The organism is Streptomyces sp. NPDC003327, from assembly GCF_053589515.1.
Window position 1 is genome coordinate 1 of sequence record NZ_JBSFSA010000073.1, and the last position, 16,580, is coordinate 16,580.

Annotated in this window: 11 protein-coding genes; 7 read left to right on the top strand and 4 right to left on the bottom strand. The window is 75.2% G+C overall.

The annotated features are described in order from the left end of the window. The 6 genes from ACWDVG_RS30620 to ACWDVG_RS30645 all read left to right on the top strand — a co-directional run. Positions 1 to 1,976, top strand: a 1,976-nt coding sequence (locus tag ACWDVG_RS30620; RefSeq protein WP_451704046.1) for a nucleotide-binding protein, incomplete at its 5' end; no start/stop codon positions are given. A gap of 191 nt (positions 1,977 to 2,167) precedes the next feature. Further along, positions 2,168 to 4,042 carry an ABC transporter substrate-binding protein gene (locus tag ACWDVG_RS30625; protein WP_451704065.1) on the top strand — a complete coding sequence of 625 codons (1,875 nt, stop codon included), beginning with the start codon at positions 2,168 to 2,170 and terminating at the stop codon, positions 4,040 to 4,042. A gap of 3 nt (positions 4,043 to 4,045) precedes the next feature. Further along, entirely contained in the window at positions 4,046 to 5,110 is a 1,065-nt protein-coding gene (locus ACWDVG_RS30630; protein WP_451704048.1) for an ABC transporter permease, read from the top strand. After that, the gene (locus ACWDVG_RS30635; protein WP_451704050.1) at positions 5,107 to 5,991 is read left to right on the top strand and encodes an ABC transporter permease; all 885 of its coding nucleotides are present in this window, start codon (positions 5,107 to 5,109) and stop codon (positions 5,989 to 5,991) included. The genes ACWDVG_RS30630 and ACWDVG_RS30635 overlap by 4 nt, the downstream gene beginning before the upstream one ends. After that, on the top strand, positions 5,988 to 6,953 hold the full coding sequence (locus ACWDVG_RS30640) for an ABC transporter ATP-binding protein (protein WP_451704052.1): 966 nt from the start codon (positions 5,988 to 5,990) through the stop codon (positions 6,951 to 6,953). The genes ACWDVG_RS30635 and ACWDVG_RS30640 overlap by 4 nt, the downstream gene beginning before the upstream one ends. Further along, positions 6,950 to 8,197 (top strand): ABC transporter ATP-binding protein, encoded by a 1,248-nt coding sequence (locus ACWDVG_RS30645; protein WP_451704054.1) that lies wholly within the window; start codon positions 6,950 to 6,952, stop codon positions 8,195 to 8,197. The genes ACWDVG_RS30640 and ACWDVG_RS30645 overlap by 4 nt, the downstream gene beginning before the upstream one ends. On the opposite strand, the gene ACWDVG_RS30650 is transcribed toward ACWDVG_RS30645, so the two are convergent. Together ACWDVG_RS30650 and ACWDVG_RS30655 are read right to left on the bottom strand one after the other, a co-directional pair. Then, the gene (locus tag ACWDVG_RS30650; RefSeq protein ID WP_451704055.1) at positions 8,194 to 9,138 is read right to left on the bottom strand and encodes a hypothetical protein; all 945 of its coding nucleotides are present in this window, start codon (positions 9,136 to 9,138) and stop codon (positions 8,194 to 8,196) included. The two genes, ACWDVG_RS30645 and ACWDVG_RS30650, sit on opposite strands and share 4 nt — an antisense overlap. Before the next feature lie 151 nt (positions 9,139 to 9,289). Next, positions 9,290 to 10,423, bottom strand: coding sequence for a type III polyketide synthase (locus ACWDVG_RS30655; protein WP_451704057.1), 1,134 nt, complete (start codon positions 10,421 to 10,423; stop codon positions 9,290 to 9,292). 199 nt (positions 10,424 to 10,622) lie between these two features. Here ACWDVG_RS30655 and ACWDVG_RS30660 point away from each other — a divergent pair, with 199 nt between their 5' ends. Then, complete coding sequence (locus ACWDVG_RS30660; RefSeq protein ID WP_451704059.1) at positions 10,623 to 11,846, top strand: cytochrome P450; 1,224 nt, start codon at positions 10,623 to 10,625, stop codon at positions 11,844 to 11,846. A gap of 66 nt (positions 11,847 to 11,912) precedes the next feature. Here ACWDVG_RS30660 and ACWDVG_RS30665 read toward each other — a convergent pair whose 3' ends face one another. Together ACWDVG_RS30665 and ACWDVG_RS30670 are read right to left on the bottom strand one after the other, a co-directional pair. Then, on the bottom strand, positions 11,913 to 12,872 hold the full coding sequence (locus ACWDVG_RS30665) for a bifunctional riboflavin kinase/FAD synthetase (protein ID WP_451704061.1): 960 nt from the start codon (positions 12,870 to 12,872) through the stop codon (positions 11,913 to 11,915). 39 nt (positions 12,873 to 12,911) lie between these two features. Beyond that, complete coding sequence (locus ACWDVG_RS30670; RefSeq protein ID WP_451704063.1) at positions 12,912 to 16,328, bottom strand: serine protease; 3,417 nt, start codon at positions 16,326 to 16,328, stop codon at positions 12,912 to 12,914. Positions 16,329 to 16,580 lie beyond the last annotated feature (252 nt).

Sequence of the window (16,580 nt, forward strand, 5' to 3'; positions counted from 1 at the left end):
GGCGGCCGGGACGGCCCTCGCCGCGCCCGCTGCCGCCGGCGTTCCAGCCCGCCGCGGGCGCGCCGGGCGCGCCCCTGCCGCCGCCCACCGGGTGGCCCGCGCCTCCGGCAGGGGCCGGCGCCCCCGGAGCCGTACCGCCGCAGGCCCAGCCCCAGCCGCAGCCGCAGCCGCAGCCGCAGCCGGGGGCGTACGGCTATCCGCCCCAGACCCCGCCGCAGGGCGGGTACGGGTACCCGCAGGCGCCGCAGCCCGGCGCGCCCCTGCCGCCGCAGGCCCCGCAGGCCCCGCATGCCGGTTACGGCTACCCGCACCCGGGCGCGCCCGTGCCCCCGCAGGCGCCGCAGTCCCCCGAGGCCGCCCCGCACCACCCGCAGCCCGGGGCGCCCGTGCCGCCGCAGGCGGCCGGGTACGGGTACCCGCAGGGCCCCGCCGCGCCGGACGCCGGACAGCCGCCCGTCGATCCCCGGACGGGCGGGGCGTGGCCGTCACCGGTGACGCACGACCAGCGGGAGCGGTCCGTGCCCGGCGCCCCGCTCGGGTACACGGCGGCCGTCGAGCTCTCCTCCGACCGGCTGCTGCGCAACAACAAGCAGAAGCCCAAGTCCAGCCGGAACCCCGGTGGCGCGGCCCGCTTCAAGCTCGGCGGCAAGAAGGAGGAGGCGGAGCGGCAGCGGAAGCTGGAGCTGATCCGGACCCCGGTCCTCTCCTGCTACCGGATCGCGGTCATCTCCCTGAAGGGCGGCGTCGGCAAGACCACGACGACCACGGCCCTCGGCGCGACCCTCGCCACCGAGCGGCAGGACAAGATCCTGGCGATCGACGCCAACCCGGACGCCGGGACGCTCGGCCGCCGCGTGCGGCGGGAGACCGGGGCGACCATCCGCGACCTGGTGCAGGCGATCCCGTACCTCAACTCGTACATGGACATCCGCCGGTTCACCTCGCAGGCGCCGTCCGGCCTGGAGATCCTCGCCAACGACGTGGACCCGGCGGTCTCGACGACGTTCAACGACGAGGACTACCGGCGGGCGATCGACGTCCTCGGCAAGCAGTACCCGATCATCCTCACCGACTCGGGCACCGGTCTGCTCTACAGCGCCATGCGCGGGGTCCTCGACCTCGCCGACCAGCTGATCATCATCTCCACGCCGTCCGTGGACGGCGCCTCCAGCGCCTCGACGACGCTGGACTGGCTGTCGGCGCACGGCTACGCGGACCTGGTGCAGCGCTCGCTCACGGTCATCTCCGGGGTCCGCGAGACCGGAAAGATGATCAAGGTCGAGGACATCGTGCAGCACTTCCAGACCCGCTGCCGCGGTGTCGTGGTCGTGCCCTTCGACGAGCACCTGGCGGCGGGCGCCGAGGTCGACCTCGACATGATGCGGCCGAAGACCCGCGAGGCGTACTTCCACCTCTCGGCGCTGGTCGCGGAGGACTTCGTCCGGGCGCAGCAGGCGCAGGGGCTGTGGACGGGCGACGGCCAGGGCGGCATGCCGCCGCACATGGCCCCGCCGATCCCGGGCCAGCAGGGACCGGGCCAGCCGATGCCCGGCCAGCCGATGCCGGGTCAGCCGTACGGTGGACAGCCCGCGCCCGGCCGGCCGTACGGGCAGCCGCAGCACCCGGCGCCCGCGCAGCCGTACGGCCAGCCGCAGCCGTCCGCACCCGGGCAGCCCTACGGCGCCCCGCCCGCGCCCGGCCAGCCGTATCCGGCGCAGCAGCCCTACGGTCAGCCGTACGGAGGGCAGCCCGCGCCCGGGCAGCCCTACGGTCCGCCGCAGGGCTGGCAGCAGCCCCAGGCCGGCGGGCCGGTGCCCGGCCAGCCGGCGCCCGGTCAGCCGCTGCCCCCGCCGGCCGATCCCGGCGTTCCGGGGCAGGACGAGGGACAGAAGCAGAATCCGGCGCCGGGTCGGTTCCCGCCGCCGAACTGGCCGCAGCAGCAGCCCCCGCAGGCGCCGCCAGCCCCTCAGCAGTAGGGCGTCACAGGAATAGACCAATGAGGCTCCGTCCCGGCTCTCCGGGACGGAGCCTCTTGGCGTTCCCGCAGCCCACAAGGGGTTTGAGGGATCGTTGACGACGGCAGACCACCGCTGATACACCTTCGCTTCACCCGTCGTCAGCCCAAGATCCACGACAGAAACTCCCAGCGAGGTCACGTCCCATGGTCATGGTCACGAAGGTTCCACCCCGCCCCTCCCCCGTCCGCGGAGCCACCGGTCCGGCTCCCCGGCCGGCGCCCCGGCGGGCGCTGCGGCTGCTGCTCGCCACCGGAGTCACCGCCGCCTCGCTCGCCGCCGTCCCCGGCACGGCCGCGGCCGACGACGACAAGGCGGGCAGCACGACGCTCACGGTGGCCGTGTCGCAGAGCATCGACTCGCTGAGCCCGTTCCTGGCGCAGAAGCTCACCTCGACCAGCATCCACCGGCTGGCGTACGAGTACCTCACCAACTACGACCCGAAGGACGCCCGGACGATCCCGGGCCTCGCGACCGCCTGGACGCCGTCGGCGGACAAGCTCACGTGGACGTACACGATCCGCGGGGACTCGACCTGGTCGGACGGCAAGCCGGCCACCGCGGAGGACGCGGCCTGGACCTTCAACACGATGATGACCGACCCGAACGCGGCCACCGCGAACGGCAGCTTCACCGCGAACTTCAAGAAGGTCACCGCGCCCGACCCGCGGACGCTGGTCATCGAGCTGAAGAAGCCGCAGGCGACGATGACGGCCCTCGACGTGCCGATCGTGCCCAAGCACGTGTGGGAGAAGGTCGGCGACTTCTCGAAGTTCAACAACGACCAGCAGTTCCCGATCGTCGGCAACGGCCCGTTCGTCATCACGGACTTCAAGGTCGACCAGTACATCAAGCTGAAGCCGAACAAGACGTTCTGGCGGGGCGCCCCCAAGTTCGACGAACTGGTCTTCAAGTACTACAAGGACGGTGACGCCGCCGTCGCCGCGCTCCAGAAGGGCGAGGTGTCCTTCGTACCGAACCTGACGCCCGCCCAGGCCGACGCCCTGAAGACGCAGAAGAACATCAAGGTCAACGACGCCCCCGGCCGCCGCTTCTACGCGCTCGCCACCAACCCGGGCGCCCGCGCCCAGGACGGCGGCACCTTCGGCAACGGGCACAAGGCACTGCTCGACCCGGCCGTGCGCAAGGCGCTCTTCCTCGCCGTCGACCGGACGACCCTCGTCGACAAGGTCTTCCAGGGCCACGCCGTCGAGGGCGAGGGGTACATCCCGCCGCGCTTCTCCTCGTACTTCTGGAAGCCGGCGCCCGGCCAGAAGCGGGCCTACGACCCGGCGGAGGCGGAGCGGGTCCTCGACGCCGCCGGGTACCGCAAGAACGCCGGGGGCAAGCGGGTCGGCAAGGACGGCAAGCCGCTGGACTTCCGCATCCTGTGCCACGCCACCGACCCCAACGACAAGGCGGTCGGCAAGTACCTCCAGGAGTGGTGGGGCAAGCTCGGCATCGGCCTGAAGGTCGAGTGTCTGGACAGCGTCTCGGACCCGTGGGTCAAGGGCGACTACGACCTCGCCTTCGACGGCTGGTCGGTCAACCCCGACCCGGACTACGTCCTGTCGATCCACACGTGCGGCACGCTCCCGGCGACCCCGAAGGACACCGGCGCGACCGACAACTTCATCTGCGACAAGGAGTTCGACGGTCTCTACGCGCAGCAGGCGGTGGAGTACGACGCCGCCAAGCGGGCGGATCTGGTGAAGCGGATGCAGTCCCGGCTGTACGACACGGGGTACATGAACATCATGGCCTACCCCAACGCCCTGGAGGCGTACCGCACGGACCAGATCGCGTCCATCACCACCATGCCCGAGGCCGCGGGCAACCTCTGGGGCCAGGACGGCTACTGGAGCTGGTGGTCCGCCGTGCCCGCCGCCTCGGCGTCCGGCGGGGGTTCGGACGGGGGCTCGTCCACCGGGGCGGTCGTCGGGATCGGCGCGGCCGTGGTGGTCGCGGTCGGCCTCGGCGTGTTCTTCGGGCTGCGCCGCCGCACGACCGCCGACGACCGCGAGTAGTCCGTGACGACGACGGCAAGCACCTCCGCCGACGTGGCGCGGGCCGACAAGGCCCGTGCCACGGACGGCGCACCCCGCACCGGCGCCGCCCTCGGCTACCTCCGCCACGCGGCGGGGAAGCTGGGCGGCGCGCTCGTCTCCCTCTTCGCCGTGCTCGTCACCAGCTTCTTCCTCTTCCGGATCATCCCGGGTGACCCGGTGAAGGCGATGACCCACGGCGTACCCACCTCGGCCGAGCAACTCGCGACCCTGCGGCGTCAGTTCGGGCTCGACCTGCCGCTGTGGCAGCAGTTCGCCGACTACTGCGCCAAGGCGCTGAGCGGCGACCTCGGCACCTCGTTCCAGTTCCGCGCGCCCGTCGGCGACCTGATCGCCGAGAAGCTGCCGGCGACGCTGCTGCTCACCGGGGTCGCCGTGGTGCTCTACTCGGCGCTGGGGCTCTGGCTCGGCACCCGCTCGGCCTGGCGGCACGGCGGGCTCGGCGACCGGGTGAACACCGGCGTCGCGCTGACCCTGTGGTCGGTGCCCTCGTTCTGGCTGGGGCTTCTCCTCATCATCGTCTTCTCCGTCGGCACGGGCCCGGTCCCGGGCCTCTTCCCGACCGGCGGCATGGAGTCGGGCACCGGCGAGACCGGCTTCGCGTACGTCCTCGACGTCGCCCACCACCTCGTCCTGCCGGTGGTGACGCTCGTCGCGGTCGGCTACGCGCAGACCTTGCTCGTGATGCGCTCGTCGCTGCTCGACGAGATGGGCGGCGACTACCTCACCACCGCGCGGGCGAAGGGGCTGCGCGACGACGCCGTGCGGCGCCGGCACGCCGTGCCGAACGCGCTGCTGCCGACCGTCACCATGATCTTCATCAACCTCGGCCACGTGGCCGCCGGTTCGATCCTGGTGGAGACCGTGTTCTCCTGGCCAGGCCTCGGCGGCCTCTTCTACCAGGCGCTCAGCGTGCCCGATCTGCCGCTGGTGCAGGGCCTGTTCGTGGTCTTCGCCGGGGCGATGATCCTGATGAACCTGATCGCCGACCTGCTCTATCCGCTGCTCGACCCCCGGGTGGGCCGATGACCTCTCTGACATGGGAACGCCGCAAGGGTTCGGCGGTCCGCTTCTGGAAGCGGTACCGGGGCCACCGGGCCGGTCTGTACGGCCTGGCCGGCCTCGCCGCGATCGCGCTGCTCGCGCTCGCCGCCCCGCTGCTCGTCGGCGCCGACGTGCAGTCGGTGACGAACGCGCCCGGCACGGCCCTGGAGTCGCCGAGCGCCCGGTTCCCGCTCGGCACCGACCAGTTCGGCCGCTCGCTGCTCGGCCTGTTGATCTGGGGAGCCCGCGTCTCGCTGCTCGTGGGGCTGCTCGCGGCGGCCCTGTCGGTCGCGATCGGCACGCTGGTCGGGATCCTCTCGGGGCACTACGGCGGCTGGTTCTCCACCGTCGTCATGCGGATCACCGACTGGTTCCTGGTGATGCCGGCGCTGGTCCTGGCGATCGTGCTGGCCACCGTGATGTCCCGGTCGATGTGGACGGTCGTCCTGGCCATCGGGGTCACCTCCTGGCCGACCACCGCCCGCCTGGTGCGCGCCCAGACCATCGCCGTCGAGTCCCGCCCGTACATCGAACGGGCGACGGCCCTCGGCGGCGGCCACGGGCACGTCATGACCCGGCACGTGCTGCCGAACGTGATGCCGCTGGTCCTCGCGCAGACCACGCTCGGCATCTCGACCGCGATCCTCACCGAGGCGACCCTCGCCTTCCTCGGGCTCGGCGACCCGACGGTCGTCTCCTGGGGCGGGATGCTCCAGGACGCGCGGGAGGCGGGCGCGGTCTCCTCGGGCCACTGGTGGTACCTCGCGCCGCCCGGCATCGCGATCGCGCTCGTCGCGCTGGCCTTCACGCTGTGCGGCCGGGCCGTCGAGTCCGTGCTCAACCCGAAGCTGGGGGTGGGGCGTTGAGCGTCCTCGAAGTGCGGGACCTGAGGGTCACCTACGGGTCGGGGGCGAGCGCCGTGCCCGCCGTCCGCGGCGTCGACCTCACCCTGCCCGCCGGGCAGAAGCTGGGCGTCGCCGGGGAGTCGGGGTGCGGCAAGTCCACGCTCGCCCTGGCGCTGCTGCGGCTGCTGCCCGCGTCCGCCCGCCTCAGCGGGCAGGTCCTCCTCGACGGCGAGGACGTCCTCGCCATGAAGTGGGGGCGGCTGCGGGCGGTGCGCTGGGCGGGCGCGTCGATCGTGTTCCAGGGCGCGATGCACTCGCTCAACGCGGTGCGGCGGATCGGGGACCAGATCGCCGAGCCGCTCCTCGTCCACGGCCGGGCGACCCCGGCGGCCGCCCGGACCCGGGCCGGCGAGCTCCTCGAACACGTCGGCCTGCCGGCGGCCCGGGCCGCCGCCTATCCGCACGAGCTGTCCGGCGGCCAGCGCCAGCGCGTGATGATCGCGATGGCGCTCGCCTGCGAGCCGCGGCTGATCGTGGCCGACGAGCCGACGACCGCGCTCGACGTGATGATCCAGGCGCAGATCCTGCGGCTGATCGAGCGGCTCGTCGCCGAGCAGTCCATCGGCCTGCTGATGATCAGCCACGACCTGGCGGTGCTGGCCGACACCTGCGACCGGCTGGCCGTGATGTACGCGGGGCGGGTCGTCGAGGAGGGCCCGGCACGGCAGGTGTACGAGGCCGCAGCGCATCCGTACGGCCGGGCGCTCTCCTCGGCGTTCCCGCGCATCGGGGACCCGGCGTCCCGGCGGGCCCCGCGCGGCCTGCCCGGCGACCCGCCCGACCCGGCGGACCTGCCGGGCGGCTGCGCCTTCCGCCCGCGCTGCCCGGTGGCGGTGGAGGAGTGCGCCGAGGAGGACCAGCACCTGCGGGAGGCGGGCGCGGGGCGCCGCGCCGCCTGCGTACACGTGGGGAGCACGGCATGAGCGGAGAACGGGTCACGGGCGGCGAGGCCGTCACGGGCGGAGCGGCGGGCGCGGGCGACGAGGCCGGAGCGGTGGGCGCGGGCGGGGTGCGCGTGCCGGAGCGCGAGGCCGAGACGGGCGGGGAGCCCGTGCCGGAGCGCGAGGCCGAGACGGGCGGGGAGCCCGTGCCGGAGCGCGAGGCGGGGCCGGGCGGGGAGCCCGTGCCGGAGCGCGAGGCCGAGACGGGCGGGGCGCGTGGCGGGGCGCCGGCGCGTGCGCTGCTGTCCGCGAGCGGGGTCCACGTCACCTTCCCGGGGCGGCGGGGCGCGCCGCCCGCCCGCGCGGTCGACGGGGTGGACCTGGACATCGGGGCGGGCGAGATCGTCGCCCTGGTCGGCGAGTCCGGCTGCGGCAAGACGACCCTCGCCCGGTCGCTGCTCGGCCTGGTGCGGCCGACCTCGGGGACGGTCTCCTTCGACGGCAGGCCGCTCGCGTACTCCTCCGGCGCGCTCAAGGCCTACCGGAAGCGGGTCCAACTGGTCCTCCAGGACCCCAGCGGCTCGCTGAACCCCCGGCACACCGTGTACGACGCGGTCGCCGAGGGGCTGCGGATCCACGGGATGCACCGGTCCTCGCGGGACGAGCGCGCCGCGGTCGCCGAGGCCCTCGCGCGGGCCGGGCTGCGGCCGCCCGAGCGGTTCTTCCTGCGCTACCCGCACGAGCTGTCGGGCGGGCAGCGGCAGCGCGTCGTCATCGCGGGCGCGCTCGCCCTGGAGCCCGAACTGATCGTCGCCGACGAGCCGGTGGCGTCCCTGGACGCGTCCGTACGGGGCGAGATCCTGGCCCTGCTGCTGCGGCTGCGCGACGAACTCGGCCTCTCCGCGCTGGTGGTGACCCACGACCTGGGGCTCGCGTGGAACATCGCGGACCGGGTGGCGGTGATGTACCTGGGGCGGGTCGTGGAGACGGGACCGGTGGAGTCCGTCCTCACCGATCCCCGGCACCCGTACACCCGGGCCCTGTTGTCGGTGCTGCCGGAGTCCGGGGGCGCTCCGGTGGTGCTGACCGGTGAGCCCCCGGACCCGTCCCGCATCCCGTCCGGCTGCCGCTTCCACGCCCGCTGCCAGGTCCTCGCCTCCGGCGCCGCGGCGGCGGTCGCGGACCGCTGCCGGGGGGAGGCGCTGCCGGTGCTCGCGGGCGGCGGCACCGGGCGGGCGGCCGCCTGCCACTGGGTGGCGGCGGAGGGAATCGGGGTGACGGCCTAGGCCTCCGGGTCCGCGGCCTCGACGGGCGAGGCCGGCGGCTGCGCCTCCGGCTGGGCGGGGACGTTCGGGGGCTTGGTCCCCGGAGCCGTACCGGACGGCGCGGCCTGCGGCCGGATCTCGCAGGAGGCGATCGAGGTCCGGGTGGAGACCGACTTCACCACGCAGTGGTCCTTGCCGACGCCGGCGTCGACGGAGCCCCAGTGCGGTCCGACGGTCAGGACCGCGCCGTCCGCTCCGCTGATCGTGTCGTCGCCGGGCCCGGCCTGGATCAGGCCGCCCGACTCGGGGCCGAGCGCGGCCGCCTCGATGGTGTCGTTCTCGCTGCCGCCGAGGACCCGGCCGGAGAAGTCGACGGTGCCGACCTTGATGGTGTCGGCGCCGTCGTTGCCGGTGACGATGCCGCCGCCGCGGTTGAACTTGCCGGGGGCGCCGGTGACCGAACCGGTGGTGATCCGGTCGTCGCCGTCGTCACCGTGGACGACGGCGCCGCGCGTGGCGCCGTCCCCGGAGACCGTGGCGACCTTGATGACGTCGTTGCCGCGGTTGCCGCGGACCATGCTGGAGGCGTTCTGCGGCACCAGGTGCTTGGCGCGGATGACGTCGTCGCCCTCGCCGCCCATCACGGCCGAGTCGATGACCAGGCCGCGGACCTCGATCTTGTCGTTGCCGCCGCCGCCCCAGACGGTGACGTTCTCCAGGTCGCTGTCGCAGAAGATGTCGTCGTCCCCGTTGGTCCCGCTGACGATGTCGCCGGGCGGCGCGGCGACGCCGTTGATCCAGCACTGGTGCATGGGGACCCGGGCGCCCTGCGGTGCGGCGGCCTGGGCGGGCGCCCCGGCGAGCGAGGCGGCCGCCGCTCCGGCGACCAGTGCGGCGAGCGCGGCGGACCCGCGCGGGCGTCGGGCGCGGGCCCGGAGCGGGGAGGGTGGCGTGGTGGACATGCGGCTCTCCTGTGGTGGGTGGGTGGGGCGAAGCGGGGCGGGCCACGGGGCCGTACGGGCCTCCGGTCCGTACGGCGGCCCGGCCCCCGTGGCGGCGTCAGGCCTGAGCGCCCGCGTGACGGCACCAGGCCTTCACGCGGGCGTCGCGGGGTCAGGCCTTCGCACGCGCCGGCGTGCGCGGCGGCGAGTAGCCGACGATCCGGCGGGCGCCGAGGCTCGGTTCGAGCGACGCGGTGGCCGCGTTCGTCCAGCGGCCCAGGCACATCTCGGCGGTGATGCCGGGTCCGAACCCGGCGAGGATGCCCCGCGCCCCCTCCGGCTGCCCGCCCTCGTCGAACAGCCGGCGGACGGCGTCGAGGACGACGGCGCTGGCGATGTTGCCGTACTCCGTCAGGGTCGCCCGGCTGAATCGGAAGGACTCCGGCGGCACTTCGAGGAAGAGGCTCAGGTCGTCGAGGATGCGGGGGCCGCCGGCGTGGATGATGTAGAAGTCGAGCTTGCCCGCGTCCCAGCCGTGGGCGCCCGCGATCTCCCGGAGCGCGGGGGCCAGCGGCTCCATGGTGGTGGGGACCCGCTTGTCGAGCAGGAAGTGGAAGCCGGTGGCGCGGACGCTGTAGGCGATCCAGTCCTCGGTGTCGGGCACGAGGTGGGAGTTGTTCCGTTCGAGGGCGATGCCTGTGCCGCCCCGGCCGCGCACGACGGCGGCGGCGACCGCGTCGCCGAAGAGGCCGTTGGAGAGCAGCGAGCCGACGCCGAGGTCGGTGGGCTGGTAGCAGAGCGAGCAGAACTCGCAGGCGACGATGAGGACGTTGGCGTCCGGGTAGGCCGTGCAGAAGTCGTGGGCCCGGTTGATGGCGGCTCCGCCGGCCGCGCAGCCGAGCTGGGCGATCGGCAGCTGCCGGGTGTGGCTGGGGAAGCCCATGGTGTTGATCATCCAGGCGGTCAGCGAGGGCATCATGAAGCCCGTGCACGACACGTAGACGATCATGTCGATGTCAGCCGGGCGCAGGCCGGCGTTGCCGAGCGCCTCCGTGACGACCGCCGGAACCCGCGCCTTGGCCTCGGCCTCGTAGCGGGCGTTGCGTTCCTCGAAGCCGGGGTGCTTCAGGGTCTCCTCGATGGGCTGGACGAGATGGCGGCGGGCGACGCCGGTGTTGCCGATCAGCCGCAGCGCCAGGCCGAGTTGGGGATGGCCCGCATGGCGTGTGCGGGCCAGCTCCAGGGTCTCCTCCATCGTGATCACGTGCTCGGGCACGGACACAGCGGGCTTGCACAAAGTGACCACGACAGTCGCTCCTTCTTCTCGTTCACGTGAACTGCCGCCCACACTCACCCGGTGATCGCGACCCCGCAACCGCGAGCGCGCCCGTCCGATGACGCGGAGTGAGCGGGAGGGCGGTCCCGGGGGGTCCGGGGGTGCTCCGTTCAGGCGGCAGTCCCCGCTCGGCGTGTCCCGGCCGCGCGCCGCCGGGAACACGCACCTCATGACCCCCGAGCCCGCGGCCGCGCCGCCGCCCGCACCCGCCCGCACCTGGTCCGTCGAGGACCTGCCGGCCCTCGACTTCGACCCGCTGCTCACCGAGCTGCTCGCCAAGGAGCCCGTCGCCCGCATCCGGTTGCCGTTCGCCGCGGAGAACGAGGCCTGGCTCGTCACCCGGTACGAGGACGTGCGCGCGGTCACCTCCGACCCGCGGTTCAGCCGAACGGCCCTCCTCGACCACGAGGTCACCAAGATGACCGGCCACATGGTGGCCTCCAAGGCGGCCCTGAACTACGCCGATCCGCCGTACCACACCCGGCTGCGCAAGGCCGTGACGAAGGCCTTCACCGGGCAGAGCACCAAGCGGCTGCGTCCGCTGGCGCAGGCGAGCGCCGACCGGCTCCTCGACGCGATGGAGGAGGCGGGCCGTCCGGCCGATCTGATGAAGCACCTGCACGGGCCGCTGCCGATGGCGGTCGTCTGCGACCTCCTCGGCATCCCCGAGGAGGACCGGGCGGAACTGGCGTCCTGGCCGGACCTCATCCTGTCGTCGGGTCCGGGACCGGAGGGCAGCCGGGCGGCCAAGGCGCAGATCCACGGCTACATCACCCGGCTGCTCGACCGCCGCCGGGCGGAGCCCGCCGACGACCTGGCCGGGGTGCTCGCGGAGTCCCTGGCGGAGGGCAGGATCACCGCCGACGAGGCGGTGTCGCTGGCGATGGCGATCCTGATCAGCGGCGCGCACGCGGTCCGCAACAACAGCGCCAACATGGTGTACGTGCTGCTGACCCGTCCGGAGCTGCTCGCGCGGCTGCGGGCCGAGCCGGAGCTGCTCCCGCAGGCCGTGGACGAGCTGCTGCGCTGGATCCCGCACCGCAACGGCGTGGGGCTGCCGCGGATCGCCACCGAGGACGTCGAGGTCGGCGGGGTGCTGATCCGGGCGGGTGAGGCGGTCTACGCCTCCTACCTCGCGGCCAACCGGGACCCGGAGGTCTTCGCGGACCCGCACGCCCTCGACTTCGACCGGGCCGGCCTGGGGCACGTCTCGTTCGGCCACGGGCCGCACCACTGCATGGGCGCGATGCTGACCCGCATGGAGTCCGAGGTGATGCTGGAGACGCTGCTGCGCCGCTACCCCGGCCTGCGGCTCGCGGGCCGCCCCGAGGACGTGGTGTGGCAGTCCAAGGGGCTCATCCGCGGTCCGAGGGAGCTGTACGTCACCTGGTGACGGGGCCTGGGCTCACCCCGGTGCCGCGGCCGGGGCTGAGCCCGGTTCTCGCGCCGGGGCCCGGGCTCAGCCCCGGTCGCGGTCGTACGCCCCGGTGAGTTCGCGGCACTTCTTCACGTCGGCGGCCATGGCCAGGAGCAGGTCGTCGAGGGTGTCGAACCTGAGCATGCCGCGCACGTACGCGAGGAAGTCCACGGCCACGTGCAGGCCGTACAGGTCCAGGCCCTCGCGGTCGATCGCGTACGCCTCCACCGTCCGCTCCGTGCCGTCGAACTGCGGGTTGGTGCCGACCGAGATCGCGGCGGGCATCCGCTCGCCGGCGGCCGTCAGCCAGCCCGCGTAGACGCCGTCGGCCGGGACGGCGGTGTGCGGCAGGGTCTCCACGTTGGCGGTGGGGAAGCCGAGTTCGCGGCCGCGCTGGGCGCCGCGGACGACGACGCCCTCGACCCGGTGCGGGCGGCCGAGGACCTCGGCCGCGCCCTCCATGTCGCCCTCGGCGACGAGGCGGCGGGTGAGGGTCGAGGAGAAGGGCTGGCCGGCGCCGGCCTCGCCGCTCACGAACAGGTCGACGACCTCGACCTCGTAGTCGTAGGTCGCGCCCAGCTCGGCGAGGAAGTCGACGGTGCCGGCGGCCCGGTGCCCGAAGCGGAAGTTGGGGCCCTCGATGACGGCCCTGGCGTGCAGCTTGTCGACGAGCACCTTCACCACGAAGTCGGCGGGCGACAGCTGCGAGAACTCGGCGGTGAAGGGCAGCACGAGCACCGCGTCCACGCCGAGTTCCGCGATCAGCTCGGCGCGGCGGTGGTGCGGGGCGAGCAGCGGCGGGTGGCTGCCCGGGCGTACGACCTCGGAGGGGTGGGGGTCGAAGGTGACCACGACGGAGGGGACGCCGAGCTCCCGGGCGCGCTCGACGGCCCGCCCGATGATCAGCTGGTGCCCGCGGTGCACCCCGTCGTAGGAGCCGATGGTGACGACGCTGCGTCCCCAGTCCTGGGGAATGTCCTCCAAGCCACGCCAGCGCTGCACTGTGACCGCTCCTCGTCCGCCTGTTCGCCCTGTTCGCCTTTACGCAGGTCTAAGACTGCCATGTCCGTGCCCCTCGGTTCGCATCGGCATGGAACTGCCGGGACTTCGCGCCGTCCGCGGGCCCGCTCCCGCCCCCGGCGCGGGGAGCAGCGCGGCGAAGGCGGGGTGCTCGCGGACGAGGGCGCCGAGCAGCCGCGCGCACCGGGCGGGTCCTTCCGGGGTACGGGCGTAGAGGTCGACCGTGCGCAGCAGGAGGTCGCGGGTGCGGGGCTCGCTGCGCCGGTCCGCGTCCGCCGCGGTGGCGGTCAGGAGCGCGTCCAGGACGGACAGCTCGCCTGCCTCGGCCTCGTACCGCTCGTGTTCCAGGAGTACGTCGAGGAGCTCGGCCCGCAGGTGGCGGGAGGCGCCGGTGCCGGGGGCGGCGAGCACCGGGGCCAGAGCGGCGCGGAGCCGTGCGGGGCGGCCCCGGACGAGGCCGGTGACCAGCGGGAAGAGGACGGCGCGGCCGGCGGGGCCGTCCTCGAGGCGCCGGTCGACGAAGGCGGCGACGTGCGGGGCGCCCTCGGGGTGGCGGGCGGCGTAGTCGCGGACGAGGGCGGCGACGCGGCGGGTGAGGGCGGGCGTGTCGACGGCGGCGAGGGCGCGGAGCGCGGCGGCCGGGGTCTCGCCGCTGCCGCGGAGCCGCTCCCGGAAGGCGACGAGGACCAGTTCGGGGTGGGTGGCGAGGGCCTCGGCGAGTGCCTCCGCCGGGACGCCGGGTTCGCTGAGGGCGCGGGGCAGGTGCCGGGCCCTGGTGTGCGGGTCCCGGACGAGGAGGCCGAGCGCGGCGCCGTGCAGGGGCTGGTCGGTGGGGCGGGCGAGCAGGGCGAGGGCGGCGTAGCGGAGCAGCTCGCGGTCGGCGGCGGTGGGGGCGCGGTCGGCGACCCGGTGGCCGTACGCGGCGGCGGCGACCCGGCGGTCGGGGCGGCCGTCGTCGTGGGCCCAGCGGTCGACGGCCCGGCAGAGCGCGGCGGGTTCGTCCTCGGCGAGGGCGCCGAGGAGGTCGTCGGCGAGCGGGTGGGCGGTCGCGACGAGCGCCTCGCACAGGTCGTCGACGGCGAGCGCCCGGTGGGTGTGGAGGAGGGCCTGGGCGGCGGTGGCGACGGTGGCGTGCGGGGCGGCGGGCAGCGGGCGGTCGTCGGCGAACCAGCGGCACAGGAGCGGCTGGACGCCCCGGGGGTCGGCGACGAGCAGCGCGGCGACGGCGTCGAGGGCGCGGTCGCCGTGTCCGGGCGGCGGGTCGGCGGGGACGAGCCTGCGCAGCAGGTCGATCCGCTCGTCCTCGCCGAGCGGGAGCCCCTGCCAGAACGCCGTCCCGAAGGCGGCGAGGACGGCGGGGCGCTCGGGCCGGGCGCCGACGCGGTCGGCGAGCAGCCGGAGCACGGGCAGGTAGGGGCGCGGGTCGCCGACCCGCCGCAGGGTTTCGACGAGCAGCCGGGTCGCCCACCAGGGGCCGTCGCCGTCCTGTCCGGCCGCGGCGAACCGGTCGAGGGCCTCGACGAGCCCGGCGAGCCGCACCGCGAGCCCGCCCGGTCCGTGTTCCCGGTGGGCCAGTGCCAGCGCCTGCGCGACGGGCCCGATGCGGTGCCGGGGCACGGGCGGTCCGTCCCCGCGCTGCCGCGGCACGAGCGCTCCCCCGCCGAGCCCGGAGGCCCCGGGGTCGGGGACGGCCGGGGCCGCGGGGGCCTCCTGGGGCGTGTGGTGGGTGTGGACCAGGGCGTGGAGGGCCGCGTCCAGGTCCAGGTGGGCGGCCTGGAGCCAGTCGGCCAGCTCCTCGTGGGCGAAGCGGTAGCCGGAGCCGGCCGGGACGAGGAGGCCCTCGGTGAGCACCGCCGAGGCCCAGCCGTCCCGCCAGGGGAACAGCTCCTCGAAGGAGGCGCGGTCGAGGACGCCGTGGCCGGGGCCGAGGCAGCGGCGGGCGGCCTCGTGGACCTGGCCGGTGACCCGGGCGGCGAGTCTGCGGACGGCGCCGCCCCTGGGCAGGGGGCGGGTGCCCGCGGCGACGCGGACGGCGACCCGCAGGCACATCAGGTCGAGGTAGGCGGTGAAGATCTCCTCGCGGCCGGGGCGGCCGGGGACCTCGCCGGGCAGCGCGGCCCTGACCTCGGCGAGCAGCCGCAGGGCCAGCGGGTGGCGGGCGTCGGCCTCGGCGAGGTCGGCGTCCCCGATCCCGTACCCCTGGCGTACGGCGCGGGCCTCCGGCTCCGTCAGGTCCCCGAGGGCGAGGACGGCGGGAACGGTGCCGTACAGGGCGGCGGCGTGCTCCCAGTGCTCGGGGCGGCAGGCGGTGACGAGGCGGACGCCGTGGTCGCGCAGCCAGGTCTCGGTGGCGGTGGTCCAGTCGGCGAGGCGGTGGGCGAGCGCGGGCGGCATCTCCTCGGGGCCGTCGAGGAGGACGAGCAGGGGCCGGCCGGCCTCCCGGGCGAGGGCGGCGGCCCGCTCCGGGCCGGCGGTGGTGTCGCCGGGCGCCCCGGAGGCGGCGACGATCCGCCCGGCCTGGTGCAGGGCGCGTCCGACGGCGTCGGCGACCGACTGGTCCTCGGCGCGCAGGTCGGCGCCGCGCAGCCGGACGGTGGGCGCGGGCGCCGCGCCCCGGGCGCGGCGGGCGCAGAGGGCGGCGAGGGCGGTGGTGCGGCCGGTGCCGGGTTCGCCGACGAGGCCGAGGACGGGCGCGTCGCCCCGGGTGAAGCGGTCGAGGGCGTGGTCGCAGTCGGGCCGCTCGACGGGCGCGGGCCAGGGGTCGGGGTCTCCGGCGGGGCCCGCGGCGGTGGCGGTGAGTTCGAGGACGGCGGCGAGGTTGAGGTCGGGGCCGTAGGCGGGGACGGTGGCGGCGTTGCGGCGGAGGAGGGCGGCGAGCGGGCCGTCGGGCCGCAGGGGGACGGCGTAGCCGGCGGCCCGCCGGTCGCCGTGGAGGGCGGTCCCGAGGACGGCGAGGACGGTGCCAGTGGCGGTGTCGAGGACCGGCCCGCCCGCGGCCTGCCCGCCGATCCGGAGGGCCTCGGCGCCTTCGGTGCCGATGGCGAGTTCGAGGGCGTCGCCGAGCACGTGGAAGCGGTCGGTGGCGGTGTACGTGACGGAGGCGGGGCCGAGGACGCGGGCCTCGCGCCAGCCGTGGGCGTCGATCCGGACGTACGTGCCGGGGTCGATGTCGCCGCGGGTCGCGAGCGGCAGGGGGCGGACGCCGAGGCCCTCGGTCCGTACGAGCGCGAGGCCCTGCTCGGGCAGGGGCGTGACGGCGTCGCCCTCGGCGAGGCAGCTGCGGTCGCCGGGGGCGCGCAGCACGAGGCGGGCGAGCCCGTCGACGGCCTCGTGGCTGGTGACGAGCGTGCCCTCGTGGTCCGCGAGGAATCCCGTGCCGCGCGGCCGGCCCGCCAGATCGCAGATCCGCACCAGCGTCGCCAGGTCCCCGCGTCCCATGGTGTCGACGGTAGGTCGCCGGTGATCACCGGGAGAAGTCGACGGGGAAACGCGCCCCCCGGCGCTCCCCCGGTTCACTCCGAGCGCCTCCCCGATGGGGTGAATTACGGACCGATGCCGGACAGACACACCGTGGAGGGGGAGCGTGGGGGGGGGGGCCCGGGGGGGCGCCCCCCCCCCGGCCCCCCAGCCCCCCGCCCCGCCCGGCGCCGGCCCCGCCGCCCGGAAACGGGCGCGCAAGCGCGAGGGCCC